This is a genomic window from Paraburkholderia sp. J63 (assembly GCF_905220245.1).
In the GTDB taxonomy this organism is placed as follows: Bacteria; Pseudomonadota; Gammaproteobacteria; order Burkholderiales; family Burkholderiaceae; genus Paraburkholderia.
In genome coordinates this window covers 44643-69329 of the sequence record NZ_CAJMZF010000011.1, presented here as the reverse complement: position 1 = coordinate 69329, position 24687 = coordinate 44643, and the positions used below count along the sequence as shown (strand labels likewise).

General features: G+C 67.0%; 28 protein-coding genes. 15 read left to right on the top strand and 13 right to left on the bottom strand.

Features of this window, described 5'->3' with window-relative positions; genetic code table 11:
• Positions 1 to 26: 26 nt before the first annotated feature.
• On the bottom strand, positions 27 to 440 hold the full coding sequence (locus U5775_RS14350) for a hypothetical protein (protein ID WP_322058791.1): 414 nt from the start codon (positions 438 to 440) through the stop codon (positions 27 to 29).
• A gap of 189 nt (positions 441 to 629) precedes the next feature.
• Between U5775_RS14350 and gspG the strand changes: the two genes are divergently transcribed.
• The 8 genes from gspG to U5775_RS14310 all read left to right on the top strand — a co-directional run bounded on the left by gspG (position 630) and on the right by U5775_RS14310 (position 6932).
• Positions 630 to 1109, top strand: coding sequence for a type II secretion system major pseudopilin GspG (gene gspG, locus U5775_RS14345; protein ID WP_322058790.1), 480 nt, complete (start codon positions 630 to 632; stop codon positions 1107 to 1109).
• A gap of 220 nt (positions 1110 to 1329) precedes the next feature.
• On the top strand, positions 1330 to 1818 hold the full coding sequence (locus U5775_RS14340) for a GspH/FimT family pseudopilin (protein WP_322058789.1): 489 nt from the start codon (positions 1330 to 1332) through the stop codon (positions 1816 to 1818).
• A 1-nt stretch (position 1819) separates the two neighbouring features.
• Complete coding sequence (gspI, locus tag U5775_RS14335; protein WP_415913573.1) at positions 1820 to 2266, top strand: type II secretion system minor pseudopilin GspI; 447 nt, start codon at positions 1820 to 1822, stop codon at positions 2264 to 2266.
• Positions 2267 to 2273: 7 nt separating this feature from the next.
• Positions 2274 to 2996 (top strand): type II secretion system protein J, encoded by a 723-nt coding sequence (locus tag U5775_RS14330; protein WP_415913572.1) that lies wholly within the window; start codon positions 2274 to 2276, stop codon positions 2994 to 2996.
• Complete coding sequence (gene gspK, locus U5775_RS14325) at positions 2993 to 4147, top strand: type II secretion system minor pseudopilin GspK (RefSeq protein WP_415913571.1); 1155 nt, start codon at positions 2993 to 2995, stop codon at positions 4145 to 4147. Before U5775_RS14330 ends, gspK begins: the two co-directional genes overlap by 4 nt.
• 34 nt (positions 4148 to 4181) lie before the next feature.
• The gene (gene gspL / locus U5775_RS14320) at positions 4182 to 5585 is read left to right on the top strand and encodes a type II secretion system protein GspL (protein ID WP_322058785.1); all 1404 of its coding nucleotides are present in this window, start codon (positions 4182 to 4184) and stop codon (positions 5583 to 5585) included.
• Positions 5561 to 6109, top strand: coding sequence for a type II secretion system protein M (locus U5775_RS14315; protein WP_322058784.1), 549 nt, complete (start codon positions 5561 to 5563; stop codon positions 6107 to 6109). The genes gspL and U5775_RS14315 overlap by 25 nt, the downstream gene beginning before the upstream one ends.
• 43 nt (positions 6110 to 6152) lie before the next feature.
• Complete coding sequence (locus U5775_RS14310) at positions 6153 to 6932, top strand: type II secretion system protein N (RefSeq protein WP_322058783.1); 780 nt, start codon at positions 6153 to 6155, stop codon at positions 6930 to 6932.
• Between the two features lie 79 nt (positions 6933 to 7011).
• On the opposite strand, the gene U5775_RS14305 is transcribed toward U5775_RS14310, so the two are convergent.
• Complete coding sequence (locus tag U5775_RS14305) at positions 7012 to 8676, bottom strand: efflux transporter outer membrane subunit (RefSeq protein WP_322058782.1); 1665 nt, start codon at positions 8674 to 8676, stop codon at positions 7012 to 7014.
• Between the two features lie 252 nt (positions 8677 to 8928).
• Positions 8929 to 9357: a hypothetical protein gene (locus tag U5775_RS14300; protein ID WP_322058781.1), complete on the bottom strand. Its 429-nt coding sequence runs from the start codon at positions 9355 to 9357 to the stop codon at positions 8929 to 8931.
• A 232-nt stretch (positions 9358 to 9589) separates the two neighbouring features.
• Between U5775_RS14300 and U5775_RS14295 the strand changes: the two genes are divergently transcribed.
• Both U5775_RS14295 and U5775_RS14290 read left to right on the top strand, forming a co-directional pair.
• Positions 9590 to 10120, top strand: coding sequence for a MarR family transcriptional regulator (locus U5775_RS14295; protein WP_322058780.1), 531 nt, complete (start codon positions 9590 to 9592; stop codon positions 10118 to 10120).
• Between the two features lie 208 nt (positions 10121 to 10328).
• Positions 10329 to 11897 (top strand): DHA2 family efflux MFS transporter permease subunit, encoded by a 1569-nt coding sequence (locus U5775_RS14290; protein WP_322058779.1) that lies wholly within the window; start codon positions 10329 to 10331, stop codon positions 11895 to 11897.
• A gap of 81 nt (positions 11898 to 11978) precedes the next feature.
• Here U5775_RS14290 and U5775_RS14285 read toward each other — a convergent pair whose 3' ends face one another.
• The 5 genes from U5775_RS14285 to ada form a co-directional block, all read right to left on the bottom strand.
• Positions 11979 to 12680: an OmpA family protein gene (locus U5775_RS14285; protein ID WP_322058778.1), complete on the bottom strand. Its 702-nt coding sequence runs from the start codon at positions 12678 to 12680 to the stop codon at positions 11979 to 11981.
• 254 nt (positions 12681 to 12934) lie between these two features.
• On the bottom strand, positions 12935 to 13423 hold the full coding sequence (locus tag U5775_RS14280; protein WP_322058777.1) for a hypothetical protein: 489 nt from the start codon (positions 13421 to 13423) through the stop codon (positions 12935 to 12937).
• Between the two features lie 266 nt (positions 13424 to 13689).
• A complete protein-coding gene (gshA, locus tag U5775_RS14275) occupies positions 13690 to 15312 on the bottom strand; it encodes a glutamate--cysteine ligase (RefSeq protein WP_322058776.1) in 1623 nt (540 codons plus the stop codon).
• A 253-nt stretch (positions 15313 to 15565) separates the two neighbouring features.
• Positions 15566 to 16498, bottom strand: a complete 933-nt coding sequence (locus U5775_RS14270; protein WP_415913576.1) for a DNA-3-methyladenine glycosylase family protein — start codon at positions 16496 to 16498, stop codon at positions 15566 to 15568.
• Positions 16499 to 16599: 101 nt separating this feature from the next.
• Positions 16600 to 17850 (bottom strand): bifunctional DNA-binding transcriptional regulator/O6-methylguanine-DNA methyltransferase Ada, encoded by a 1251-nt coding sequence (ada, locus tag U5775_RS14265; protein WP_322058775.1) that lies wholly within the window; start codon positions 17848 to 17850, stop codon positions 16600 to 16602.
• Between the two features lie 399 nt (positions 17851 to 18249).
• On the opposite strand from ada, the gene U5775_RS14260 reads away from it, so the two are divergent.
• The gene (locus U5775_RS14260) at positions 18250 to 18660 is read left to right on the top strand and encodes a VOC family protein (protein WP_322058774.1); all 411 of its coding nucleotides are present in this window, start codon (positions 18250 to 18252) and stop codon (positions 18658 to 18660) included.
• Positions 18661 to 18732: 72 nt separating this feature from the next.
• On the opposite strand, the gene U5775_RS14255 is transcribed toward U5775_RS14260, so the two are convergent.
• Both U5775_RS14255 and sap1 read right to left on the bottom strand, forming a co-directional pair.
• Positions 18733 to 19287 (bottom strand): YaeQ family protein, encoded by a 555-nt coding sequence (locus tag U5775_RS14255; RefSeq protein ID WP_322058894.1) that lies wholly within the window; start codon positions 19285 to 19287, stop codon positions 18733 to 18735.
• Positions 19288 to 19636: 349 nt separating this feature from the next.
• The gene (gene sap1, locus U5775_RS14250; RefSeq protein WP_322058773.1) at positions 19637 to 19978 is read right to left on the bottom strand and encodes a surface attachment protein Sap1; all 342 of its coding nucleotides are present in this window, start codon (positions 19976 to 19978) and stop codon (positions 19637 to 19639) included.
• A gap of 465 nt (positions 19979 to 20443) precedes the next feature.
• Here sap1 and U5775_RS14245 point away from each other — a divergent pair, with 465 nt between their 5' ends.
• The 4 genes from U5775_RS14245 (at position 20444) to U5775_RS14230 (ending at position 22346) form a co-directional block, all read left to right on the top strand.
• Positions 20444 to 21070: a LysE family translocator gene (locus U5775_RS14245; protein WP_322058772.1), complete on the top strand. Its 627-nt coding sequence runs from the start codon at positions 20444 to 20446 to the stop codon at positions 21068 to 21070.
• Between the two features lie 280 nt (positions 21071 to 21350).
• Entirely contained in the window at positions 21351 to 21512 is a 162-nt protein-coding gene (locus U5775_RS14240; RefSeq protein ID WP_027815941.1) for a hypothetical protein, read from the top strand.
• Positions 21513 to 21603: 91 nt separating this feature from the next.
• On the top strand, positions 21604 to 21837 hold the full coding sequence (locus U5775_RS14235; protein ID WP_322058771.1) for a hypothetical protein: 234 nt from the start codon (positions 21604 to 21606) through the stop codon (positions 21835 to 21837).
• A 134-nt stretch (positions 21838 to 21971) separates the two neighbouring features.
• A complete protein-coding gene (locus U5775_RS14230; RefSeq protein WP_322058770.1) occupies positions 21972 to 22346 on the top strand; it encodes an ecotin precursor in 375 nt (124 codons plus the stop codon).
• A 96-nt stretch (positions 22347 to 22442) separates the two neighbouring features.
• On the opposite strand, the gene U5775_RS14225 is transcribed toward U5775_RS14230, so the two are convergent.
• From U5775_RS14225 to U5775_RS14215, 3 genes are all read right to left on the bottom strand, one after another.
• The gene (locus tag U5775_RS14225) at positions 22443 to 23471 is read right to left on the bottom strand and encodes a S1C family serine protease (protein ID WP_322058769.1); all 1029 of its coding nucleotides are present in this window, start codon (positions 23469 to 23471) and stop codon (positions 22443 to 22445) included.
• A gap of 431 nt (positions 23472 to 23902) precedes the next feature.
• Complete coding sequence (locus U5775_RS14220) at positions 23903 to 24118, bottom strand: hypothetical protein (protein WP_322058768.1); 216 nt, start codon at positions 24116 to 24118, stop codon at positions 23903 to 23905.
• Between the two features lie 214 nt (positions 24119 to 24332).
• Positions 24333 to 24533, bottom strand: a complete 201-nt coding sequence (locus tag U5775_RS14215) for a hypothetical protein (RefSeq protein ID WP_322058767.1) — start codon at positions 24531 to 24533, stop codon at positions 24333 to 24335.
• Positions 24534 to 24687: the final 154 nt, after the last annotated feature.

The following is a 24687-nucleotide window of genomic DNA, read 5'->3' as shown; positions in this document are numbered from 1 at the left end:
GTGCAAGCGTGGCCGCGTGGCGCCGATCAGCGCACGTAGATGGTGGGGCCGGCGGCGTTGGCCGGCAGGAAGATTTCCGAATGCACGCCGTGGCGGTCGATGACGATCGAGCGGGCGCGCACTTCGGCGAGCGTCGCGTCCTGGCCGATGGGGCCGCCGAGCGAGATGGCTCTGGCCGGCTCGCCGCCGATGCTCACGATGGCCGCCGCGCCCTGCTGGAGCGCGAGGATGCCGAACAGGTGGATGTCCTGCGCGACGTTGTGCTCGAGCTTGCCGCCGAACAGCGTGCCGGCCTCGGCGACCGAGACGCTCGCCTGGGCGGCGGCGGCCTGCACGGGAGCGGCGCGCGAAGCGGCGATTTCGAGCGTCCACCACGCAGCCGTGGCGCAGAACGCCGCGAACGCGGCGAGTGACAGAAGGCGGATTTGCAGTGGGTTCATGCGCTCCATTGTACGGAGTATTGTGGACCTTTTGATGGCGTACGCGAGGGCTGCACGAACGGGTCTCAATGACGTCATCGTGTGACATTACAATGACCCGTCACGCGCGCGAACGCTGTTTCGCGCACGCAACGAAACAGGGCGCGCACCGTGCGCCGCAACGATTATCCGCCAGGAGGGAAAGAACTCATGTCCATATGGGCCAACAGTCGGGCGCAGCGCAGCCGTACCGAAATCGAGCGTCTGCGCGCACGTCGCCAGCGCGGTTTCACGCTGATCGAAATCATGGTCGTGATCGCGATCCTCGGCATTCTCGCGGCGCTCATCGTGCCGAAGATCATGAGCCGTCCCGATGAAGCGCGCCGCGTTGCCGCGCGCCAGGACATCGGCACGATCATGCAGGCGATGAAGCTCTACCGGCTCGACAATGGCCGCTATCCGACCCAGGACCAGGGCCTGCAGGCACTCGTGCAAAAGCCCACCACCGACCCCATCCCGAACAACTGGAAGGACGGCGGCTATCTGGAGCGCCTGCCCAATGACCCGTGGGGCAATCCGTATCAGTATCTGAATCCCGGCGTGCATGGAGAAATCGACGTCTTCAGCTATGGCGCCGACGGCAAGCCCGGCGGCGAAGGCAACGATTCCGACGTCGGCTCCTGGCAATAGCGAACCGGACCGGGCGAGGCCGGCCGCCGCGTGAAACGGCGGCCCGCTGCGCGGTTGTTCGTGCGCTTGAGTCCGGACCTGAATCCGCGTGAATCTGCCTGAATCCGCATCAATCCGTTCGAATCCGATAGAGCCGTCCGCGTTTCGTTTCCCGTCCATCGCCTCCAGCTTCGCGTTCCTCAGCCCCATGCACGCCCGCCCCCTCCGCCGTCGCGACCGCATGCCGATGCGTACCCCGCAAGCGGCGCGCGTGCGTTCGGCGGGCTTCACGCTGCTGGAAATGCTGGTTGTCCTAATGATAGCGGGGCTGCTGGTGTCGCTCGCCTCGCTCTCGCTGACGCGCAATCCGCGCACCGATCTGAACGAGGAGGCGCAGCGTCTCGCGCTGCTGTTCGAATCGGCTGGCGATGAGGCACAGGTGCGCGCGCGCGCCATCGCGTGGCAGCCGATCGAAGGCGGCTTTCGCTTCGACGTTCATACCGAGGACGGCTGGCGCCCGCTACGCGACGACCTGCTCGGCCCGCGCAAGTGGGAAGGCGGCGTGACGGGCGTGTCGATCACCTACCCCGGCGGCGACGACGACCTTCATGCGAATCGTCTCGTGTTCGGCACCGAGGCCGTCGAGCAGCCGGTCGAGATCACGCTTTTCTCGGCGGCGGGCCGCGCCACGATCATCGGTACCGGCACGGGCCGGTATGAGGTCCGCTGAGATGCGCGTCGCCTCGCGTCGTGCCGCCCGCTCCCCTGCGCTTCTCCGTGCGCGCCGGCCGTTGCCGCGGCGCGCCGCGATGCGCGGCTTCACGATGATCGAGGTACTGGTTGCGCTCGCAATCGTCGCGATCGCGCTTGCGGCTTCTTTGCGCGCCGTGGGCAGTCTCGCGGCAAGCGAAGCCGAGCTGCACGAGCGCCTGCTCGCGGGCTGGAGCGCCGACAACGCGCTCGCGCAGCTGCGTCTCGCGCATGCGTGGCCCGAGCTCGGCGAGCAAAGCTTCGACTGCTCGCAGGGCAATCTGCAGCTCATCTGCACGCAGCACGTCACGGCCACGCCCAATCCCGTCTTCCGCCGCGTGGAGGTGTCGGTGTCGATGCCGGGCCGCATCGGCAATCTCGCGCAACTCGTCACGGTGCTCGGCAATGAGACGAACCGGTCACTGTGATCCTTCGATGAGCCGAAATCGTCTCCCGCGCGTTCCGCCGGCGTGGCGGCGCGGGCGGAACGCCGTGCAGGGCGCGTCGCGCACGCGCCGCGCCGCCGGCTTCACGCTGATCGAGCTGCTCGTCGCGATTGCGATTCTCGCCGTGGTCGCGATCCTGTCGTGGCGCGGCCTCGATGAGATCGTGCGCGGCCGCGACGTCGTCACGCACTCGATGGCCGAGGAGCGCGTGTTCGCGCAGATGTTCGACCAGATGCGCATCGACGCGCGCCTGGCCGTGAGCGACGATGAAGCGGGCGCGCCCGCGGTCTCCGTCGACGGCGGCGCATTGCAGATCGTGCGCGCGTTCGCCGTGCCGCCCGGCGCGCCGCCGCGCCTCCAGGTGGTGCGCTACCGCGTGAGCAACGGCGTGGTCGTGCGCTACGCCTCGCCGCCGCTCGCCAACCTCGGGGAGCTGCGGCGCGCGCTGCGTGGCGGCGAGAGCGGCACCTGGAGCGCCTTGCCGATGATGCAGGGCGTGGGCGCGATCGACGCGCGGCTTTACGTGCCGAACGAGGGCTGGACCTCGAACATGGACGAGGTGCGCCGGCAGATCGCGGCGGGCCTGAACAACGTGAAGGTCCCGCAACTCGGCAACGCGCCCGTGCCGCGCGCGGTGACGGGACTCGAGGTGAGCGTCGCGGCCCACTCGCTCGCGCGGCCGGTCACGCGCGTCTTTCTCGTGGGGGAATGAGCGTGCGCCAGCCTCCCTGTTCCCACTCTTCGCGCCGCCCGGCCGTTTGCGATGCCGCGCGCCGCCGTCCGCAGCGCGGCGCGGCGATCATCAGCGCGCTGCTGGTGGCCGCGCTTGCCGCGATCCTCGTCTCGGGCATGCTGTGGCGCCAGCAGGTTCAGGTGCGCCGCATCGAGAATCAGCGGTTGCTCGCGCAGGCGCAATGGATCGCGCGCGCCGCGCTTGACTGGACGCGCCTCGTGCTGCGCTCCGAAGCCGATACCGCGCCCGGCATCACTTATCTGGGCGGCGCGTGGGGCATGCCGGTCGCGAAGACGCGCCTGTCGGACTTCCTCGGCCAGATCGGTGAGACACGCGCGCAACAGGGCGCCGATACCTGGCTCTCGGGCTCGATCGAAGACGCCCAGGCGCGCTTCAATCTGCGCAATCTCGTGTCGGCGTCGGCGCCCGGCGCGCTCCAGCTCAATCTCACGCAGATCCAGGCGTTCGCGCGTCTGTTGCAACTACTCGGCCTCGATGGCCAGCTCGCGAAGAACACCGCCGTCTATCTGCGCTCGGGCCTCGCTCACTCGATCACGCGCTTTCAGACCGGCACGACGGCCGCGGCCGGCACCGGCACGGCCTCGAGCCCGGTGAGCACGCAGCAGCTCGTGGGCGGCGCGGGCGGTGGTGCGAACTTCAGCGACAACCCGGGCCTTTCCGACGACGATACCAACAGCGCCGTCGCGCCGCTCATGATGACGAGCGTCGATGCGCTGCTCGACGTGCCGGGCTTCACCGCCGAGGCCGTCGCACGCCTGCGCCCGTTCGTGACGATCCTGCCCACCACGACGCCCGTGAACATGAACACGGCGAGCGCCGAGGTGATTGCGGCGATCGTGCCGGGCATGAGTCTGTCGAGTGCGCAGGCCTTCGTGGCGCGACGCCAGACGGTGTTTTTCCATAACCTCGCCGACGTGCAGCTTGCGCTGCAAGGCGCCGGGGCTCCGGAGTCGAGCGTCGATTCGACGCTCTGCGACGTCAATACGAGCTATTTTCTGGTGCATGGGCGCGTGCAGCACGAGCGCGCCGTCGTGGACCGTGTCACGCTCGTGTGGCGCGATCCGCTCACCCATACGACGCGCATCGTGCGCGTGCGCGACGAACCATGAAACCGTACCCGTCCAACATCGAAAAGAGGTGCGTTTGAGCACGCTGATCGTCCTGATGCCGCCGCGCGATCCGGCGGTCCACTCGCAGGAATGGCAATTGCCGGAGCTGCCGTTCGTGCTGCTCGACAAGGCGGGCCAGACGCAGCGCGCGGGCCGTGCGGCGCTCGGCCTGCTGCCGAAGGCATCCGCCACCGTGCTGCTGATCGCCGCGCGCGACCTGCTCATCGTGGCTGCCACGGTGCCGCCGCTCAAGGGGCCGCGGCTGCGCCAGGCGCTGCCGAACGTCGTCGAGGATCATCTGATCCAGGATCCGCAGACCTGTCATCTCGCGCTCGATCCCGCGCGGCTGCCCGACGGGAAGCAGACTGTCGCGGCCATCGACCGCGGGTGGTTCCGTTTTCTCGTGGAAGGCTTCACGGGCAGCGGGCACCGCAACCTGCGCGCCGTGCCGGTGGCGCGCTGCTTGCCCGTTGTGCAAGGCGAAGGCGGGGCTGGGGCGGCACAAACCGCGCAAGCCGGGACCGCTGCCGCCGACACACAGGCGGCCGAATCCGCCGCGCCCGCGGAAGCAGCCGATAGCGCCAGCGTCCCGGTAACGGCCTGCGTATTCGGCCCGGTCATGTCGACGGCGCCGGCGCTGCTCCCCGACGTTGCCGCCTCGATGGCAAGCACCGCCGCATCCGCGCCCGGCGCGCTGCTCGAGCTCACGATTGCGCGCGGTCCAACGGCTGAAGGCTTCGCGGTGCCGGCGGCGAGTCTCGCCGCAACGGTCGAGGCGCTGGCCGGCGACGCGAGCGTCGCGCGCTACGTGCTGACCGGCGTGCCGGGCGAGCCCGCGAGCGCTGCCGAGAAAGCCGCGCTTGCCGCCACGCTGCCCGGCGCCCGGCCGCTCGGCTTCGAGACGCTCGCGAAGCGCGCGCTCGCGTGCAAATTCGACCTTTGCCAGTTCGAGTTCGCGGTGCAGCCGTGGCGTCTGGACCGCGCGACGCTGCGCCGGCTGCGCGTGCCGATCGCGCTGGTGGCGGCCTCGCTCGTGGTGGCGATCGTCGGCGCGAACGTGCAGTGGCTGATGCTCGCGCGCCAGCGCGACGCCATCAACACGCAGATGACCGAGCTGCTGCTCAACGCCTTCCCGAAGACCACGGTCGTGCTCGATCCCGCCGGGCAGATGTCGCGCCAGCTTTCGCAGTTGCGCGTGGCCGCGGGCGAGCCCTCGCCCGATGATTTCCTCGTGCTCGCCGACGGCCTCGCGCGCTCGCTCGGACCCGTGCCTGCCAACGGGATTGCGGCGCTCGACTATCACGACCGGCGCCTCGACGTGACCTTCAAGCCCGGCGTCAATATCGACGCCGACCTCACCCAGCGCCTCGCGCGCAATGGCCTTGCGGGCACGCAGGACAGCAGCAGCGGCAAATGGACGATCAGGAGCGCATCGTGAAGACATCGGCTTCCAGCGCATGGGCCCAGGCTTTGAGTGACCAGTGGAGCGAGTTCTGGGAAGCGCGCACGGCGCGCGAAAAAGTGCTGCTGACGTGGGGCGGCGCGGTGCTGGCCGTGGCGATCGGCTATTCGGTGCTGTGGCAGCCCGCAGCGGACGGCCGCGCGCGTCTGCGCGAGAGCCTGCCCGCGATGCAGCGCCAGCTCGCGCAAATGACGGCGCAGGCCGACGAGGCGCGCGCACTGGCGGGCGCGGCGGCGAGTGTCGCGCCGGGCGGCCAGGCGCTCAAGGATGCGCTCACCGCTTCGCTTTCCGACCACGGCATGCCGGGCGCGCAGGTGCAACTGATCGGCACGGCGGCGCAGGTGCAGATGAAGAATGCCTCGTTTCCGGCGTGGTCAGCGTGGCTCGACGACGTGCGCAAGCAGTACAAGGTGCAGGTGGTCGAGGCGCACATCACGGCGCTCAAGGCCGATGGCCAGGTCGATTTGACCGCGTCGCTGCAGCCGGCGAACGCGCGCTGAACGCGGGCGGCCTTTGCATCGGAGCCGACAGGAGATCCTTAGCATGTCTTACTGGATGCGGCGCGCACGCGCCGCGTTGCCCTGGCTATTTGTGGCCGTGTTGTCGGTGGGCGCGGTGCTGCTCGTGCGGCTGCCTGCTGCGTGGATCACGCCGCAATTCGCGCGCGCGACCCAAGGCCACATCAATCTCGTCGATCCGCAAGGCTCGCTCTGGCACGGCTCGGCCACGCTCATGCTCGCCGCCGGCCACGACGTCGAAGGCGCGACGCTGCTGCCGGGACGCATCGAATGGCGCACGTCGTTCTGGGCGCTCCTCACGGGCCGCGTGCGCATGCAGATGCGTCAGACCGAGGCCATGCCCGACCCCGTCGACGTCGAAGCCACGCTGCGCGGCGCCACTGTCGCGCCGGGTGCGATCGCGGTGCCCGCGTCGTTGCTCGCGGGGCTCGGCGCGCCGTTCAACACGCTCGATCTCGATGGCAACGTACGGCTCGCGTGGAGTCCCTGGCGCGTATTCGGCACCGATGCGTTCGGGCGCCTAACCGTCACGCTCGCCGACATGAGCTCGCGCGTCTCGCTGGTAAAGCCGCTGGGCTCGTATGAGGCGGTGCTCCAGGCGCAGGGGGCGTCGTCCACGCTCGATCTGAGCACGCAAAAGGGACCGTTGCTGCTCGATGGGCATGGCACGTTCTCGCGCACGTCGGTGGCGTTCAACGGCACCGCGAGCGCGACGCCCGATCAGCGCGAGAATCTGGCGGGGCTGCTGAACCTGCTGGGACGGCCCACGGGGCCTGGGACCGTGGCGCTGACGTTCATGCGTTGAAGTCCTTGGTTCGCAAGCTCGGGCACGCGCGGCGTCAGGCGGCCCGAAGCAGCCCACGGCGCCCCCCGCGCCGCCCGATTTACTGCGATCGAGCGCCTTGTGCCGCCGCGTCTTGCGTTGCGCCGCGCGTCGAGGACACTGAACCTTGCACGCCCGACGCCACCACCGGCGCGGGCGCCGTCACGCTGCCCGTTTCGCGATCCATCTGCGAGACGTCCCAGCCGCCGCCGAGCGCCTTCACGAGCCCCACCGACGACACCATGCGCTGCCCCGCGATGCTCGCGAGCTTCTGCTGCGCCGTGAATGCCGTGGTCTGGGACGACAGCACGTTCTGGTAATCGGTCGTCCCCGCCTTGTATTCGTTCGTGACGATTGAGAGCGCGTGCTGGGCCGATTCCACGGCCTGCTGCTGCACGACGATTTCCTGCGCGAGGATGCGTTGCGACGCCAGGTTGTCCTCGACGTCCTGGAATGCGGCCAGCACGGTCTGCCGGTAGACCGCGACCTGCTGGTCGTAGGCCGCGCGCGCCGCTTCGGTCTGCGCGCTGCGCAAGCCCGCGTCGAACACGGTGGCCGCAAGCGACGGCCCGAGCGTCCAGAAGCGCGACGGCATGGAGAGCAGCTGCGAGAGCACCGAGCTTTCGAAGCCGCCGCTGGCCGAGAGCGTGAGCGTGGGAAAGAACGCCGAGATCGCGACGCCGATCTGCTCGTTCGCCGCCGCCGCCTTGCGCTCCGCCGAGGCGATGTCGGGGCGCCGTTCGAGCAGCGCCGAAGGCATCGTGACCGGCACGACGGGCGGCGTGGCCGTGAGCGGCGACGGCGGAATCGAAAACGCCGAAGCCGGCTGGCCGACCAGCACGGCGATCGCGTGCTCGTCCTGCGCGCGCGCCACGCCATTGTCGATGGCGGCGGCCTGCGCCGACTGGAGCTGCGTTTGCGCCTGGATGACGTCGGCGCGACCCGCCACGCCTTGGGCGTACTGGTTCTGCGTGAGCTGCAGCGACTTCTGGTACGCCACGACGGTGTCGTCGAGCAGCTTTTGCTGGGCGTCGAGCGAGCGCAGCGTGAAGTACGTCTGCGCGAGCGTGGCCTGCGCCGAGAGCCGCGCGTTGGCCAGATCGGCGGCGGCGCCCTGCTGGCCTGCCTCCTGCGCGCTGACCGTGCGGCTCACCTTGCCCCAGAGGTCGGGTTCCCAGGTGGCGTCGAGGCCCAGATTGACGTTGTTGGTGATCGAGCCGCTCGGGAAGCTGCCGTTGGTGTTCGAGACGCGCGTGGGCGTGCGCGAGCGCGAGCCCGAGAACGAGGCGCTCACCACCGGGAAATACGCGGCGCGCGCCTCGCCCACCAGCGCGCGCGCCTGACGGTAGGCGGCGGCGTATTGGGCGACGGTCTGGTTGTTGGCGTTGAGCTGATCCATCAGCCCGGTGAGCTGCGCGTCGTCGTAGACGAGCCACCAGGGGCCGCGATCGGCGGTATCGGCGGGCTGCGCGACCTTCCAGCCCTCGGGGGCTTCCTTATAGGACGCGGGCACGGCGGCGGCCGGCTTGTGATAGTCGGGACCCACGGCGCAACCGCTCAACTGGAACGCGAGCGCGGCCGCCGCGCCCAGCAGGGCAAGCCTGGGCGTGCGGCGTGCGGTGCGGGCGACTCGAGCGGCACCGGTGGCATCGTCGGCGAGCGCGCCCTCGCGCAGGCGGCTCGGCGTTTGAAGGGGGCGGCCGGGATGGACGAAACGGCAAGACATGCAAGGAATTCCTGTCGAGGCGGCTGGCGAATGAAGTAGGTGAAAGTCGCGAGTGGCCAGGGCGCACATACGTCGCGCCTACGCGCGGCGTCGCGCGCCATTGTCATTGCGTGCAGCAGTACGCCGAGGTCCGGCACGGATCGCGAGGCCAGCGGGTTGCGGCAATGGTAGCGCACGCGCCGCGCGCGGTGCGGAACCTGCAAGGGTAAGCGGGGAATCAGTGAGGATGTGTTACGGCGCGCCGGCCGCAAATTACGCTTCGTTACCGCGCCAGCGGCGCAGCGCATGAACGGCGTGAAGCGCGGCCGTGCCTGCGCGCGTACGCGCGCGCCGCGCAGTGCCGGCCCGGCGGCATGCGGCCTGGACGCCGGTGCAGGCGGCCTTGGCTGCCGCCGCGCTCATCGCCGTTGCGACCACGTCGAGACCGGACGCGCCGGGCGTGGCGGCGCTGGCCGCGCTAGACGTCGTCACGGCGGTGCCCGCCCCGCTCCGTTGGGCCCGGCGGCGGTCGGCCCACATCATCAGCACGACGGCAATCGAGCCGCCGGGCAGCACGAACATCGCCGCGTAGACCGCGAGCTTGCGCCAACGCGCCGCCCCACCGGCTTGTGCGAAGGCAAGCCGGGCAGTGCAGGAGACCGAGCGGCCGATGCCGCCGAGCGCGTTCTTGAGGTACAGCATGGCGCAATCAACAGGAAAATTAGGGAAAGTCGGGAGTCTAAGTGCTTGCCTGTAATAATATTGACTATGCAAGCAAATAACAACATACTTTGCGCTGCATCAATTGCGCTGTTGTTTTTACGCCGCGATAGCGACGAATCGATGACCGATGCATCCCCCATCTACCTGCCCAGGCAGACATACAACCGGCTAGAATTCGCTTGTCTTCGAGATGCGTGAGAACGATTTCCCCATGAGCGAGGGCTCGTATGTGCCAGGCAAGGTCGGTGTCGTGCCGAGCCTCGGCTATTTCCTGTCGACGGCCCGCAACGTGCTGGCCGCGCGGATGGACCGCGCTGTCGCGCCGCTCGGGCTGACGTCGTCGCAGATCGGCGTGATTCTGCTGCTGTGGTTCGAGCACGCGCGCACGCCCAATGAGATGTCGCGCGTACTCTCGTACGACACCGGCTCGATGACGCGCATGCTCGACCGGCTGGAAAAGAAAGGCTTTCTCGTGCGCCAGCGCAGCCATGCGGACCGCCGCGTGGTCGAACTGGCGCTCACGCCGCTCGGGCGCGACGCGGCGCAGCAATTGCCGGAGCGGATCGCCTCGGTGATGAACGACCAGCTGCGCGGCTTTTCCGCCGATGAAGTAACGACGCTTGTGAACCTGCTCCAACGTTTCATCGCCAACGACGCCGATACGACCATGGTCTGCGGCCACGCGGAAAGCCGCGTGGATGGACCCTTCGGGGAGCCCGGCGAAAACCGCGACAAAACATAGAGGGCCGGGTTCGGGGCGCTTTTGCGCCCGCCCAAGCCCTGTCTCCGCCGCGCCGTATTGCGGATGGATTGCTGTCTGGGCAGACAATGCCTCGACATGAAATTGCGGAACGCCACCGCTACGCAGCTCGTTGCAGCAGCAACGGTCTGCCCCGAACCACAAATCGAACCAGAAACTTCAGTCACGAAGCTGAGCAAGGATCCTGAAGATGGACGCTTCCACCGCCGCGCCGTCCCCCGCTCCCGCGAGTGCGGAGCCCGCGCCGCTCTCCGGCGGCACGCTCGCGCTGCTGACCGTGGGCCTCGCCCTCGGCACCTTCATGGAGGTGCTGGACACCTCGATCGCCAACGTCGCCGTGCCCACCATTTCCGGCAATCTCGGCGTCGCCAATAGCGAAGGCACGTGGGTGATCTCCTCGTACTCGGTCGCCTCGGCGATCGCCGTGCCGCTCACGGGCTGGCTCGCGCGGCGCGTGGGCGAAGTGCGGCTCTTCACGCTCTCGGTGATCCTGTTCACGTTCGCCTCGGCGGCGTGCGGCTTCGCCTCCAATTTCGAGACGCTGATCGCCTTCCGCCTCGTGCAGGGCCTCGTCTCCGGCCCGATGGTGCCGCTCTCGCAAACGATCCTCATGCGCTCCTATCCGCCCGAGAAGCGCGGGCTCGCGCTGGGACTCTGGGCGATGACGGTGATCGTCGCGCCCATCTTCGGCCCGGTCATGGGCGGCTGGATCACGGACAACTACACGTGGCCGTGGATCTTCTACATCAACGTGCCGATCGGCCTCTTTTCGGGCATCTGTGCCTACCTGCTGTTGCGCGGACGCGAAACGAAAACCACGAAACAGCGCATCGACGCCGTGGGCCTCGCGCTGCTCGTGATCGGCGTGTCGTGCCTGCAGATGATGCTCGACCTCGGCAAGGACCGCGACTGGTTCAACTCGAAGTTCATCGTGGCGCTGGCGATCATCGCGGCCGTGTCGCTGGCGTTCATGCTCGCGTGGGAAGCCACGGAGAAGGAGCCGGTCGTCGATCTCTCGCTTTTTCGCGACCGCAACTTTGCACTCGGCGCGCTGATCATCTCGTTCGGCTTCATGGCGTTCTTCGGCTCGGTGGTGATTTTTCCGCTCTGGCTGCAAACGGTGATGGGCTACACCGCCGGCATCGCCGGCCTCGCGACGGCGCCCGTGGGACTGCTCGCGCTCGTGCTCTCGCCGCTGATCGGACGCAACATGCACAAGCTCGATCTACGCATGGTGGCGAGCCTCGCGTTCATCGTGTTCGCGTTCGTCTCGCTGTGGAACTCCACATTCACACTGGACGTGCCGTTCAGCAAGGTGATCTTGCCGCGCCTGGTGCAGGGCATCGGCGTGGCGTGCTTCTTCGTGCCGATGACGACAATCACGCTGTCGAGCATCTCCGACGAGCGCCTCGCGAGCGCCGCGGGTCTCTCGAACTTCCTGCGCACGCTTTCTGGTGCGATCGGCACGGCGGTGAGCACGACGTTCTGGGAGGACGCCGCGATTTATCACCACGCGGTGCTCTCGGAGTCGGTGAGCGTGTATTCGCAGAACACCAATGCGTACAGCGATGCGCTGACTGGCCTCGGCGTCACAGGGTCGAGCTTGACTGCCCAGCTCAATCAAGTGGTGACGGCGCAGGGCTACATGATGGCGACCAACGACTTCTTCCGCATTTCGTGCGTGGTGTTCATCGTGCTTGCGGTGCTGGTCTGGATTACGAAGCCCAAAAAAGGAGCGGGACCGTCGATGGGCCATTGATGGCCTGCTGACGGTCCCGCGGTGATCGGCCCGCGATGGACGCGGGCGGCATGTGCTGTTGCAGCCGTGATGAAGCGCAGGTTAGCGCGCGGTCACGCCCTGGGTCTGGATTTCGACGCGGCGGTTTTGCGCGCGGCCTTCCACGGTGGCGTTCGACGCGATCGGCTTCGTCTTGCCGTAGCCGTGCACTTGGTACTGGCCGGCATGCAGGCCGTGCGACTGCAGGTAGTTGCGCACGGTTTGCGCGCGGCGCAGCGAGAGGCGGTCGTTCAGTGCGTTCGAGCCCGTGGAATCCGTATGGCCATCGATCACGACCGTGCCGATATTCACGCCGTCGCTATCCGCGACGAACTTGTCGAGCGCCTGCTTGCCGGCCGGCAGCAGGTCGTACTTGTTGACGGCGAAGTTGGCGTCCGCGTTCAGCGTGATGGTACGCGGCTGCGTGTCGACTTGCGGGGGCGGTGGGGGCGGCGCCTGGACCACAGGAGGAGGCGGCGTCTGGCAAACGAACATGATCTCGCGCGGATCGTTCTCGGGCTTGAAGCCGGACACGGCGCGATCGGTCGACGAGACGCGCAACGGCTCCTTGTCGCCGCAGATCTCGGTGACCTTCGCCATACAGGCCTTCGAGCTTTCGAACAAGCCGAGACACTGTACGCGATAGGCCTGCGTGCCGTTGGCGAGCGTCACGATGTCGAGGTTGTAGGTAGGGCCCGACGCGGTGCTGCAGCCAGCCGCGACGACGGTGAGGGCAGCCAGTGCGCTGGCGGGCAGAAGTCGCATTTTCATTTTCGATTTGAATGATGGAAGAGGAAAGTACTGTCGTCCGGCGCACGCCGAAGCAGAGCCACAATACGATTCCTCGACACGTCACCCAATCAGATAATGCTTAAATGCGCAATCGAAGTGATTCGATTCAGAGTGCACGAGATCAAAATGAGCGAGCCCACGATGGGCCAGCCAGCCACTTTGTCTCATGCGTTGCGCGCCCTGACAGACGCGCTACGTTAGTCAGGGCGCCGAAGTATCACGCGGCTTCAGGGAGAGGATGCAGTGGGCGCGGCGCCCGGCACTGCCGATGCGGGCGCGGAGTCTGCACCGGTCTCGGCGGAGTCGTTGCCCATGCCCTGGACCGGCTGTTCGATGCCGGTGCGCACGTATTGCTTGAACGCCGCGCCTGCGGCCCAGGGATCGGGCTTGCAGCCGAGCGAGCTGTCGCAATGCGCCGCAAAGCCGATGGTGGTCGTGCCGTCGTTATTGTGGGTCCGCGTGATTTCGTAGGCCAGTGCGCGCTTGCCGCCGCCGGGGCCGGCGGTCTGGATCAGCGTGTCGGTCACGGTTTGCACTTCATACTTCGAATGACCTCGCACCCAGTCCTGGGCGCGTTGCCACCAGATGTCGCACTGCGGCTTGTCGGTGCAGGTGAGCGGCGCGGTGGCGATCTGCATGACGTCGGGGTTGACCTGGCCGCGCGGCACGCAGGCCGCAAGCGCCGCGCAGAGCAGGATCGGCAGGGTTCGTTTCATCGCGTGGGTTCCTCCCTGAATGGGCACGCGTCGCGCGCGGCCCGGTTATCTTGTCGTTGGCATGAGGGGCATCGGCGCTTGCTGGCGCGCCATTCCCATAAAACGTTGGACCACGCTCGTACGCCCGTGTTTCAAGCAAATGAGATGCCCGAAACGGGCGATGCGCCGCGTTTCGCAGCGCGCGCCGCCTTCATGCGCCTTCACGCGCCGTCCCATGGCGGTTCGTGCCGCGGTTTGCGTGGCGCAAAACGCGGCACGGCAGCGCGTCAAACGCTGAAGCGGTTGAGCGTGTAGGCGCGATAGGCGTTCACGAAGGCGTCGAACGAGCCGACTTCCTCGCGCTCGAGCTTCGCCTGTCCATCGAGCGACTCGCGCGCGAGCGCTTCGAATTGTGCCATCGCTTGCGCGTCGAGGGGACGCGAGAGGAAATGCGCCGCATGACGCTCGCTTTGCGCGAGTGCAAATTGCAGGAAGGATTGCTGCTTGTCGCGCATCGTCTGGAGCACGCGCGCGGACGGCGTGAGCGATGCATCGGCGAGCTTCGCGCGCTGCACCGCGAGCGAGCGCGCATGCTCGTTGCCGCCGCGCAGCGCATCGAGCACGGCCGCACTGCGCTCGATCTTCGCAAGCAGTTCGGCGGCCCAGTCCTGCAGCGAGATCGTCTCATTGCCGCGCTTGAGCTCGAGCCCCGGGCGGCGTCCTTCCTTCGTGACCAGCGCGAAGTTCTCGTTCGCCTGCTCGTAATCGGGGCATGGCAGAAGCGGGCTGTCGTCGAGCGCGCAAGCGAGCAGATAGGCATCGAGAAAACGCGCCGTTTCGAGCGAAATGCCGGTGGGCTCGAACGGATCGATGTCCATGCAGCGCACCTCGACGTATTGCACGCCGCGCGCGGCGAGCGCATGCAGCGGCCGCTCGCCCGGATACGTGACGCGCTTGGGGCGGATCGTCGAATAGAACTCGTTTTCGATCTGCAGCACGTTAGTGTTGATCTGCACCCACTCGCCGTCGCGGTGCGTGCCGATCGCCTCGTACGGCGGATACGGCTGGCTCACCGCCTGCGCGAGCGCGTCGAGGTAGCCCGGCAGCGTGTCGTAATCGGCGCGCAGCGCGGACTGGCCCGTGGTGTTCGAGTAGCCAAGGTCGCTCATGCGCAGGCTCGTCGCGTACGGCAGATAGAGCGTGTGCGCGTCGAAGCGCTCGAGCGCGTTCGCGCGGCCGCGCAAAAAGCGCCCGTCGAGCGCCGGCGAAGCGCCGAACAGATACATCAGCAGCCAGTTCGTGCGACGGAAGTTGCGGATCAGCGCGAGGTAGCGCTCCGACTGATAGTCGGTCTGCGTGGCGGTGGACTGCTCGTGCGCGTGCAGCGCCTGCCACACGTCTTCGTCAAGCGAATAGTTGTAGTGGATGCCCGCGATGCACTGCATGGTGCGGCCGTAACGCAGCGCGAGGCCCATGCGGTAGACGTACTTGAGGCGGCCGATGTTCGAGTTGCCGTAGCGGGCAATGGGAATGCCGTCGTCGGTGTCGGGTAACAGGCCCGGCATCGATTCGTTCCACAGCATTTCGCCGTCGCGCGCGAGCACGGCATAGACGTAGCGATGCAGCTCGTCGAGCTTGTCGAGCGTGATGGACGCGTCGTGCTCGGCGGGCGTGATGATCTCGATCAGCGCTTCCGAATAGTCGGTCGTGAGCGACGGATGCGTGAGCGCCGAGCCCAGCGCCGCCGCATGCGGCGTCATGGCGAGCTGGCCGTCGTGCGTCACCCGCAGGCTTTCCTTTTCGATGCCGCGCAGACCGCGCGTGAGCGCGTCGCGATGCGGCCCGGCGCTCAGCACGGAAAGGCGCTGCGTGAGAACGTCGTTCGTGCGTGTAGAGGTCGTGTCTGGCATTGAAGGCAGGTCGGGCTCTGGCCGGCGGCACCGTGCTGCACGCGCCGCCGACAAGGGATTTTCGGTAGCGGGCACTTTAACATCTCGCTGAAAGACCTGCTTGAGGCCCCCTCGGGCGGGGTTTTGCGGCGGGTACGACGCTGCGCGCGGGCGCTCCGCGTGCGGCTCGGCGAGGTGTTTGGCGTGCTGGCTGCGGCGCTCGCGCGGGCGCCGCTATCCGCGCCTGGCGGCTAGCGGATCGATGTCGCGGCGGCTAGCCGCCGCGCGCCGCGCCCGCACGATCGGCGATCTCGTTCCACAGATGCATCGCGGCATAGGCGCGCCAGGGCCGCCATGCTTCGGTGCGCGCGCGCTGCTGCGTCGCGCGCACGAGCGCGGGGTCGCGTGCGGCGATGGCCTGCATCAGCACGAGGTCGGTGGCGGGCCACGCATCGCCATCGCGCCACGCACGCATCGCCACATACTCGACCGTCCAGGGGCCGATGCCTGGCAGTGCGAGCAGTCCGGCGCGCATGGCGTCGAGGGTGGCGCGCTCGGCCGCCGTATCGGCGCTGGGCTCGCCGGCGTGTGGGCTGTGCTTGCGGGCTGAGCGCGGCGCGGCGTCTTGCACCGGCGCGCGCTCGATGACGACCTCGCCGCTCGCCACGGCCGCAGCGAACCCCTGCAGTGCGGCCACGCGCTTGCCCGGCATGCCGATGCCGGCGAGGTCGGCGGCGGCCAGCGCGGCCGGCGTGGGAAAGCGCCACGCGGTGCGCGCGTGCGCGTGGCCGTCGATGCGCTTGCCCACGCGCTCGACGAGGCGGCCCACGATGGTCGTCGCGGCCTTCACGCTCACCTGCTGGCCGACGATCGCGCGCACCACGAGCTCGAAGCCCGACCACGCGCCCGGCACACGCAGCCCCGGCGCCGCCGCGACGAGCGGCGCGAGCCACGGATCGGCGACCAGGCCCGCACCGATCGCGGCGGGATCCGCCTGCACGTCGAACATGCGTGCGAGCGGCGCGGCCAGCGCAGCCGCGTGAACGCTCACCGGCCCGTCGATCTCGACGACGAGGCAGCGCTTGCGCGCATGGCGGCGCACGGCGAGCGTGCCGCTCGCGCCATTGAAGTCGATCGCGCGCAGCCACGCGCCGTCCTCCACGGCCTCGACGCCGGGCGTGGCGCGCCCCGTCAGAAAGCGCAGCATGCGCGGCCAGTCGTAGGGTGCGCGAAACGGCAGTTCGAGGGTGGCGTCGGGCTCCGGGCCAGCGTTGCGCGATTGCGGCGACTCTTTCGGCAGGACGGCGCTCAAGCGGTGGTCTCCGGCGTGGCGGTGGCCCGGCCGCGTTTTGTCGCCTGGTTCGAAGCTTGTTTCGAACCCTGCTTCGAGTCGTGCTTTGACTCGCGCTTCGACGGATCGTCGGCAAGCGCCGTGGCCGTCACGCGCACTTCGCCCGCCCGCGCCTCGGCGTCGATGAGCGCCGCCTTGCGCGCGAGTCCCCAACGGTAGCCCGCCAGCGCGCCGCCCTTTTGCACGACGCGATGGCACGGAATCGCCAGCGCCACCGGGTTCGACGCGCACGCGCTTGCGACGGCCCTTACCGCGCGCGGCGCGCCGAGCGTCTCGGCAATCTGCGTGTAGCTGCGCGTCTCGCCGTACGGAATGCGCTGGAGCGCGTCCCAGACGCGCTGCTGGAACGCCGTCGCGGCAATGTCAAGCGGCAGCTCGATGCGCTCGCGGCGGCCATGCAGATAGGCGTCGATCTGCGCGACGAACGGTGCGAGCGCCGTCTCGTCCTCGATGCAGCGCGCGTTCGCGAAGTCGGCGGCGAGGCTCGCGCTCAGTTCAGCGGGATCGTCGCCGAATGCGATCCGGCAGATGCCCTTGTCGGTCGCCGCGACGAGCACGCGCCCGAGCGGTGTGACCGCGTTCGCATAGCGGATCGTGAGCCCGGCGCCCTTGCGGCGGAACGCCGACGGCGCCATGCCCAACTCGCCCGCCACGCTCTCGTAGAGCCGCGACGACGAGTTGAAGCCGGCGTCGGCGCTCGCGCGCGTGACATCGGCGCCTTGCGCGAGCGCGTCGCGCAGCACGGCGCCGCGGCGCGCCGCCTGGTATTGGCGCGGCGAGACGCCCAGCACGCGCTTGAAGAGCCGCTGCAGATGGAACGGGCTCAGGTGCACGGCCTCGCCGAGTTGCGCGAGCGTGAGGCGCGCCTGGGGATCGGCGTCGAGGGCGGCGCAGGCACGGCGCACGATCTCGAGCTCGCGCGGCAGGCCGCCGGGGCGGCAACGCTTGCATTCGCGGAAGCCGGCCGCGCGCGCGGCGTCGGCATCGGCGAAAAACTCTACGTTCTCGCGGCGCGGCAGACGCGAGGCGCAGGACGGGCGGCAGAACACGCCGGTCGTGCGCACGCCGTAGAAGAACTGGCCGTCGGCACGCGCGTCGCGCGCCGCGATGGCGGTCCAGCGTGCGCTTTCGGTGGCAAACCCGGTGGCAAATGCGGTGTCGAGGTCGGCGGCGAGCTTGCTGCGAGCGGCGGTCGGGGTGGCGTTCATGTCGTGACTCCCTGAAAGGGCGGATTCGATGGTCCCACTGTAGCGGCTGGTACGCGTACAAGCCTGCCGGATCTTGCGCTGTCGTTCGGACGAACGCGCAGCATCGGGGCTTTTGCCGCGAGCTGTCATCCGCCTGCCATAAAAACGCCGCGGCAAGTGCGACAATTTGGCGCTATTGCGGGTTTTCCCCTAAAAACTTGTTGCGTCGCGTCAGGCCGCTGTGTATAGTGGTTCCTGTCTCCTCCATGTCTCCTCCTGATATGGATTAAGCCCGCTCACCGCAGCGGGCTTTTTTTCGTCCAGCGATTCCGTCGCACTGGCGGCCGTGCCGCCACGCTCCCCACTTCCGCCATTTTCCCTCTCCTACACTGTGTAGACCGTATCGCTTCGGGAAGAGCCATGCTGATCCAGATTCGCGAAATCGACCATGTCGTGATCCGCGCGGCGGATCTCGCCGCCATGACGCGCTTCTACTGCGATGTGCTGGGCTGTTGCGTCGAACGTGAGGAGCAAAAATTGGGGCTCGTGCAATTGCGCGCGGGCCGCTCGCTTGTTGATCTCGCCGCCATCGGTGGAGCGCTCGATCGTGACGGCGGCGCGGCGCCGTCGGGCGCGGCCGGCAACATGGACCACCTGTGCCTGCGTGTGGAGCCGTTCGATGGTGAGGCGCTCAAGGCCTGGCTCACGCAGAGGGGCGCGCGCCCCGGCGACGTGGTTGAGCGCTATGGCGCGGAAGGTCTCGGGCCGTCGCTGTATCTGTTCGATCCGGAAGGCAACATGGTCGAACTGAAAGGACCGCCTGCGCGTTGATTTCGCGTTTGACGGATGACGGCTCTCAGGCCCTCGCCGGTGGTACGAACCGGATACCCGCCCGCCGCGGGCTCAAACGTTCTCAGGCGCCTTGAAAACGGTCCATTCGACCGCCACCGGTTCGCTCTCCGTATTGCCGATCCAGGCCGCGCCGTCCTGCACGGTGCATTGCAGGCGCATCGTGCGTTCGGCCAGGGCGCCGAGCGCCGCTGCCACGCCCTCGGCCAGCGACCAGACCATCACGTTGCGCAGCCGTTCCACCTTGCTGCGCACGCCCTGCCACCAGATCTCCGAGGTGCGTCCGCCGTAGGCGATCACGATCACTTCCTCGGCGCGCGAACTCGCTTTGGCGATGCGGCGCTCGTCGGGCTGTCCCACTTCGATCCAGGTCTGCACCGCGCCGGTGTAGTCCTTACTCCAGAGGTCGGGTTCGTCGACATCCGAGAGACCCTTGCAGAACTCGAGGCGCTCGCCGGCGAAAAGCGCGAAGGCGGCGATGCGGACCATCATCCGCTCGTCGGTTTCGGATGGATGGCAGGCAATGGTGAGCGCATGGTCGGCGTAGTAATGCCGGTCCATGTCGGCGATTTGCAGTTCTGTCTTGTAGATGGTCGATTTGAGTGCCATACCGAATCCCCCGAGTCCCGCTCCGCGCAAAAGCCGCACATGATAGCGAGTTTCCAGCACGCCCTGTGCCGCATTCATCGGACGGTGGCGCGCAGGACCCTCAGGATGGTCGGTCGTGAAAATGACGGCGCAATGACGGGAGCGAGGCGGGCAGGCCTATTGAAGGCCCGATCAGGGCCGCAAGCCGGTCGCGGCGGCTGGCGGCGCGCGCTCAACGACCCGACGCGCGTGCGGCGGTCTGTTGAAGCACGGGGATGAAGGGGACCGGGGCGAAAGGCGTCGCGCGAGCGGCAGGGCTGGCGCGGCGCAGTGCGCTGAGACCGGCGCGCCGGTCTCTGGTGTGCGAGCGTTACTGCTTGATGAAGCGATCCGCGGTCCAGAGGCCCTGGTCGTCCGCGTTCGCGGCGTTGACGAACTCGATATCGTGACCCACCACGCGCACGACGCGGAACGATTGGTTCTCAGGCGTCGAAAGGCAGCGGTAATCGGCAAAATATTCCTGCATCTGCTGATGCTCGCCCGCTTGCTCGTGCAGGGAGACTGCGTCGAGCTTGTCCTTGGAGAGGCAGCCATACGAGCCCGGCTTCAGTTGCACGGTTTGTTGTGGCTTCACGACCAAATCCTGCGCCTGAGCGGAAACGGCGCAAAAGAGACCGGCGGTGAATGCGGTCATCGCGAATAGCATTTTCATGATTGCCTCCTGTCTTATCGGAGCTGGCACTTTACGGCTTACTCCGATCGCGTATAGAGCTGCGGGCTTATACTCAGGTTAGCTATGTATTTAACTTCCACTCACGACACACGCCTTTCAATCTAGAAGACCCCAAGAGAACTGCAAGAAGCACTTGTGTGCGGATGCAGCAGTTACGGGTTGCGGCGTTGGGCTTGCGGTGTCCAAACCGGTAATGATTTCGCTATGGGGCAACTGATTCCCATGAAAAGCGTGCGAATGAAGCGCTTTAATACGATTTTCATGGCTATGACGCGGCGCACATAAAGTCGAAGCACGACGGCTTGAATATCCGGCTAGTTAGTCATCGAATGCAGAACAATAACGATGCCAGCCGCGAGCCGAGCGCCTGGGCGCGCCGCTCTCTCTGCCCTTGCGCGGCCGCAAACTTCGTGGATAAATCGGGCTTCCTCACTGGAGAACCCTATGACTCTCGCCCACTGGTTGCCGTTCGCAATCGCGTCGGCCATTCTCGTTGCCATTCCCGGACCCACGGTCCTGCTCGTCGTCTCCTACGCGCTTGGCCACGGGCGCCGCTACGCGCTGGCGACGACCGCAGGCGTCGCGCTCGGCGACTTCACCGCGATGACGGCCTCCATGCTCGGCCTCGGCGTGATCCTTGCCGCTTCGGCCGCACTTTTTTCGATGCTCAAGTGGGTCGGCGCCGCGTATCTGATCTATCTGGGTATCAAGCTCTGGCGCGCGCCCGTGAACACCGCGGATGCGCCCGATACCTCCGAAACCCGCACGGTCCGCATCTTCGGGCACGCCTACGCTGTTACCGCGCTCAATCCGAAGAGCATCATTTTCTTCGTCGCGTTCGTGCCGCAGTTCATCGACCCGCACGCGGCCGCACTGCCGCAAATCGTCGTATTCGAGGCGACGTTCCTCACCCTCGCCACGCTCAATGCCTTCGGCTATGCGATGCTCGCGGCGGCCGCGCGCAAGGCGGTGCGCAGCCCGCGCGTGCAGCGTCTCGTCAATCGCACCGGCGGCTCGCTGCTGATCGGGGCGGGGCTTTTCGCCGCCGCATGGAAGAAGTCGGCGGCCTAAGCGCATTTGCCGCCGTTTGCTATCCCTGCTTGCACCTGGTCGGTTTGGTTTGGCCAGGTTCGCCCCCGCGGTGCGGCGCCAGCTTGCATGGCGCCGCGGCGTCCGTCCGTTCTCGCCTGCCCGCCCGCGCCCTATCCTTGCCACTCAGGCACGGGCGCTGCTCGACATCGTTCGTGCGGCGGCCCACCTTCACTCACCGGTATTGGTAATCCCCTGTCGCGCAAGCTGTAGCTTTCCGGCTACAATGGAATCGCAACCGCTTGACAACCAGGAGGTTATCGTGATCGAACACGTAATACTGGGCGCGTTTCTGGTTATACCCCTCGTCATTGTCGTCTTCCTGTTTTCGGACGAAATCCTTGAGGAGCATAGGCAGCGCGTAGAAGCGGGGGCTCCTCATATCGACTGGCGTCATCCGCTGCGCAGCATCCTGCACCACTGAGTTCGGTGGCGGGATTGCAGCCCGGGCCGGTTCCCGGGCACAGGTTCCGCGCTTCCCGCGGGGGGGACGCGCTTGATCGTAGGAGGCACTCATGGAATTCGAGTTCTCCTGGATGACGTACTTCGTCGCGCTATTCGCGCTGATGGCGTGTTCCATCGCTCTCACCTTGCTTTGCCCCGTCGCCGGCAAACGTGACGACGGCGTGGACCATGAGTCTGGTGCCGAAGCGTTCCCACCCATGGGAGACTCGGCGCACGGCACGTCGCAACAATCGCAACAAGCCGATCACCGCGCTCTGCCTGCTCATCCAGTCGATGGCGCATGACGGGCCTGCGTGTTCGCACGTAGCATCGCGTAATTCACTCCTGCGTAATTCGTCGTTACCACTTGCAGCACCTGTATCCGCGCTTCGCGCCCACAATCGCACGCATGTTTTCGAACGTTCTCGAGGAGAACAACATGCGAAAGATTGCAGCCGTCCTGCTGACGGCAGGATGCGTGATGGCGGCTGGCCCGGCTAGCGCGCACGATCGGGGTGGCGATGTCGTGGGTGCATTGGTCGGCGGCGCGCTGATCGGTGCGGTGGTGGGCGCGGCGATGAACAGCGGCCCCGTGGTTTATCAGGCGCCCCCGCCCGTCTATGCCGAACCGGCACCGGTGGCCGCTCCGGTCTACGCGGAGCCGGCCCCCGTCTATGCCGCCGCGCCCGCACCGGCGCCCGGCGGTTGCTACGACCAATACTCGGGCCGATACGTGCCGTGTGCGCCGGCGCAGCCTGCGCCGCCGCCGCCCGCACAGTATGACGACGGCTATGGACAGCCTGCCGGTTGGTAAATCAGATAATTCGGCATACCAATCAATTTCGGATTGACGATGTCGACGTGCGACCGCCGTTCGGAAACCCGAGGGCGGTCGCCGGCGCTACTGCGTCTAAAGCAAGACCGCTTGCTCGACAGGCGTGACCTGCAGATTCAGCTTTTGCGTGAGTCGGATCACGGTGAATTCCACAGCGCGCCCGATGCGCGAAGCGTCGAGTAAGCGCTGCAACGCATCGATGCCGTCGACGGCCACGCCATCGATCGCCACGACCGTATCGTCCACCCGCAGGCCGCCGAGCGCCGCGGGACTTCCCTTGACGATCTCCATCACCCGCACGCCAGTAGTCGTTGGCAGTTCGAAATAACGCTGCATCTTGCGCGCGATCGATACGGTGGTACCGGCAACGCCGACGTGCGCGCGCCGCACGCGTCCATGAGCGAACAGCTGCGTGATGACCCATTTCGCGGTGTCGATGGCGGTGGCGAAGCAGATGGCCTGCGCGCCGGGAATGATCGCCGTATTCACGCCGATCACCTGGCCCGCCGAGTTCACGAGCGGGCCACCGGAATTGCCGGGATTGAGCGCGGCATCGGTCTGGATCACGTCGTAGATCATGCGCCCCGAGTTCGAGCGCAGCGAACGGCCGAGCGCGGAGACCACGCCCGTGGTGACGGTCTGTGCGAGGCCGAGCGGACTGCCTACGGCAATCGCGATCTGCCCGACGCGCAGTTTCGCCGATTCGCCGAGCGCGGCGTGCGGCAGCACCTCGGTCGCGCCGATGCGCAGCACGGCGAGATCGGTGCTCGGGTCGTCGCCGACGAGGTCGGCGTCATAGGTCGAACCATCGGCAAGCGTCACACGCAACGCGCTTGCGCCATGTACGACGTGGCTGTTGGTGAGCAGATAGCCGTCGGGAGTGAACAAAAAACCCGAGCCGCTGCCACCGCGCGCGGCGGCGCTGCCGGGCGCCCGGCGTTCGACGGCAATATGGGCGACGGACGGCTGGACGCGTTCGAGCGCCCCGATGACGGTTCGCGAATAAGCGTCGAGGAGGGCGCCATCGTCCTCGGCGCGAGGGCGTGCGCCGTCGGGCGAAAGGTCGCGAGCGAGATCGTCGATGAAGGAGGGTCGGCTTCCCACGATCAGAATTCTCCGATGAAAGTGGGCCGTACATGCAGGGAACAAGCGGCAATTTCAAGAGGCTGACGTCTTCGCGGGTGGGCCAGCGAAGCGCGTACCGAGGGTCGGAAGACCATGCGCCCGCAATTGTTAACGATTGTCAGATCAGCGGCGCGGCCATTGATGGCGAGGAAGTGAGCCGCGACAATGACTTCGCGGCGACGTCCCCTCGCGCCGTGTAGTTAGTAGTGGCAAGCTCTTGGCCGCGGCCCCTGCCGCGGTTTTTTTTCGTCTGCGAATTTATCGGAAACGAATGCCTGCGCGATTGCGATGGCGTGCCCGAAAAGAAAAAAGCCCGCTCCTTGGCGGGCTAATCCATGCTCGGGTTACATGGCGAGGTTGATCGGTCGTAGCGCGCCGCTAACAGAACGGCGGGTGGGGCGACGCTGCGTTCAGGCTGCGGCGTGCTGTGTCTGGAGGCGCTCGAGTTGCGTCATGAGCGAGTCGAGCGTACGAAATTGGGCGTGCGAGAGCTGGGCAGTATCGAGCAGGTTCGAAAGGCGCTTGTGCCAGTAGTCGAACGAAAGAAAAGGAATCGCGCTGTCCGAAAGCAGCGACGGCATCATGACGCGCATGATGTGCGTGATTTCCTGATCGATGAATTTCACTTTGCTCCCCGAAAGAACAGTTCAGCGCTCATTGCTGGATGCGTGCCGTCACTTTAGTGCGCCGGAAAAACGTGTACAGCTATCACAATGGATAGGGGGCGTGGAGGACGGCGTGCCCCACGCGCCGAACCGTTGCCAGCAGGCGTTCGCAGCTCTCCCGACGCGCATCGGCAAAGCTTGAGTCGGGGCATATCCTGGTGTTGTGCAGATGCACTTAGCGGTGCCAGCCATGGCCGTAATAGCCGCCCACGCCGACCCCAATATCGACAGAAGGTGCCGCATAGTAGCCCGGCGCATAGCCGTAGCCATAAGCGGGTGCCGGCGCATAGGCATACGGCGGGGCCACGACGCAGCCCGTGAGACTCGCAAGCCCCGTGGCCAGCGCGATTGCGCAACAGAGTCGGATTGTCTTCATGGTTTTCTCCCAATGCACGTATTGTCGTTGGGCGCTTCATTGAAAAACGAAACCATGTGTGACGGGAGTTTACGAAGCCGCAGCACTGGTGCGGCATGAGCCATGGACAGGCGGCTCTGACGCGCAGTGCACGCCGACGCGCGTTGCTTACACT

Coding starts and splice junctions, on each gene's coding strand:
- U5775_RS14255 (WP_322058894.1), bottom strand. CDS start 19,287: ATGGCACTCAAATCGACCATCTACAAGACAGAACTGCAAATCGCCGAC.
- U5775_RS14295 (WP_322058780.1), top strand. CDS start 9,590: ATGAGCGAGGGCTCGTATGTGCCAGGCAAGGTCGGTGTCGTGCCGAGC.
- U5775_RS14310 (WP_322058783.1), top strand. CDS start 6,153: ATGTCTTACTGGATGCGGCGCGCACGCGCCGCGTTGCCCTGGCTATTT.
- U5775_RS14290 (WP_322058779.1), top strand. CDS start 10,329: ATGGACGCTTCCACCGCCGCGCCGTCCCCCGCTCCCGCGAGTGCGGAG.
- U5775_RS14330 (WP_415913572.1), top strand. CDS start 2,274: ATGAGCCGAAATCGTCTCCCGCGCGTTCCGCCGGCGTGGCGGCGCGGG.
- gspK (WP_415913571.1), top strand. CDS start 2,993: ATGAGCGTGCGCCAGCCTCCCTGTTCCCACTCTTCGCGCCGCCCGGCC.
- U5775_RS14305 (WP_322058782.1), bottom strand. CDS start 8,676: ATGTCTTGCCGTTTCGTCCATCCCGGCCGCCCCCTTCAAACGCCGAGC.
- U5775_RS14280 (WP_322058777.1), bottom strand. CDS start 13,423: ATGAAACGAACCCTGCCGATCCTGCTCTGCGCGGCGCTTGCGGCCTGC.
- U5775_RS14340 (WP_322058789.1), top strand. CDS start 1,330: ATGCCGATGCGTACCCCGCAAGCGGCGCGCGTGCGTTCGGCGGGCTTC.
- ada (WP_322058775.1), bottom strand. CDS start 17,850: ATGAACGCCACCCCGACCGCCGCTCGCAGCAAGCTCGCCGCCGACCTC.
- gshA (WP_322058776.1), bottom strand. CDS start 15,312: ATGCCAGACACGACCTCTACACGCACGAACGACGTTCTCACGCAGCGC.
- gspG (WP_322058790.1), top strand. CDS start 630: ATGTCCATATGGGCCAACAGTCGGGCGCAGCGCAGCCGTACCGAAATC.
- U5775_RS14285 (WP_322058778.1), bottom strand. CDS start 12,680: ATGCGACTTCTGCCCGCCAGCGCACTGGCTGCCCTCACCGTCGTCGCG.
- U5775_RS14245 (WP_322058772.1), top strand. CDS start 20,444: ATGACTCTCGCCCACTGGTTGCCGTTCGCAATCGCGTCGGCCATTCTC.
- U5775_RS14230 (WP_322058770.1), top strand. CDS start 21,972: ATGCGAAAGATTGCAGCCGTCCTGCTGACGGCAGGATGCGTGATGGCG.
- U5775_RS14235 (WP_322058771.1), top strand. CDS start 21,604: ATGGAATTCGAGTTCTCCTGGATGACGTACTTCGTCGCGCTATTCGCG.
- U5775_RS14260 (WP_322058774.1), top strand. CDS start 18,250: ATGCTGATCCAGATTCGCGAAATCGACCATGTCGTGATCCGCGCGGCG.
- U5775_RS14215 (WP_322058767.1), bottom strand. CDS start 24,533: ATGAAGACAATCCGACTCTGTTGCGCAATCGCGCTGGCCACGGGGCTT.
- U5775_RS14315 (WP_322058784.1), top strand. CDS start 5,561: ATGGACGATCAGGAGCGCATCGTGAAGACATCGGCTTCCAGCGCATGG.
- U5775_RS14300 (WP_322058781.1), bottom strand. CDS start 9,357: ATGCTGTACCTCAAGAACGCGCTCGGCGGCATCGGCCGCTCGGTCTCC.
- gspI (WP_415913573.1), top strand. CDS start 1,820: ATGCGCGTCGCCTCGCGTCGTGCCGCCCGCTCCCCTGCGCTTCTCCGT.
- sap1 (WP_322058773.1), bottom strand. CDS start 19,978: ATGAAAATGCTATTCGCGATGACCGCATTCACCGCCGGTCTCTTTTGC.
- U5775_RS14350 (WP_322058791.1), bottom strand. CDS start 440: ATGAACCCACTGCAAATCCGCCTTCTGTCACTCGCCGCGTTCGCGGCG.
- U5775_RS14270 (WP_415913576.1), bottom strand. CDS start 16,498: ATGCTGCGCTTTCTGACGGGGCGCGCCACGCCCGGCGTCGAGGCCGTG.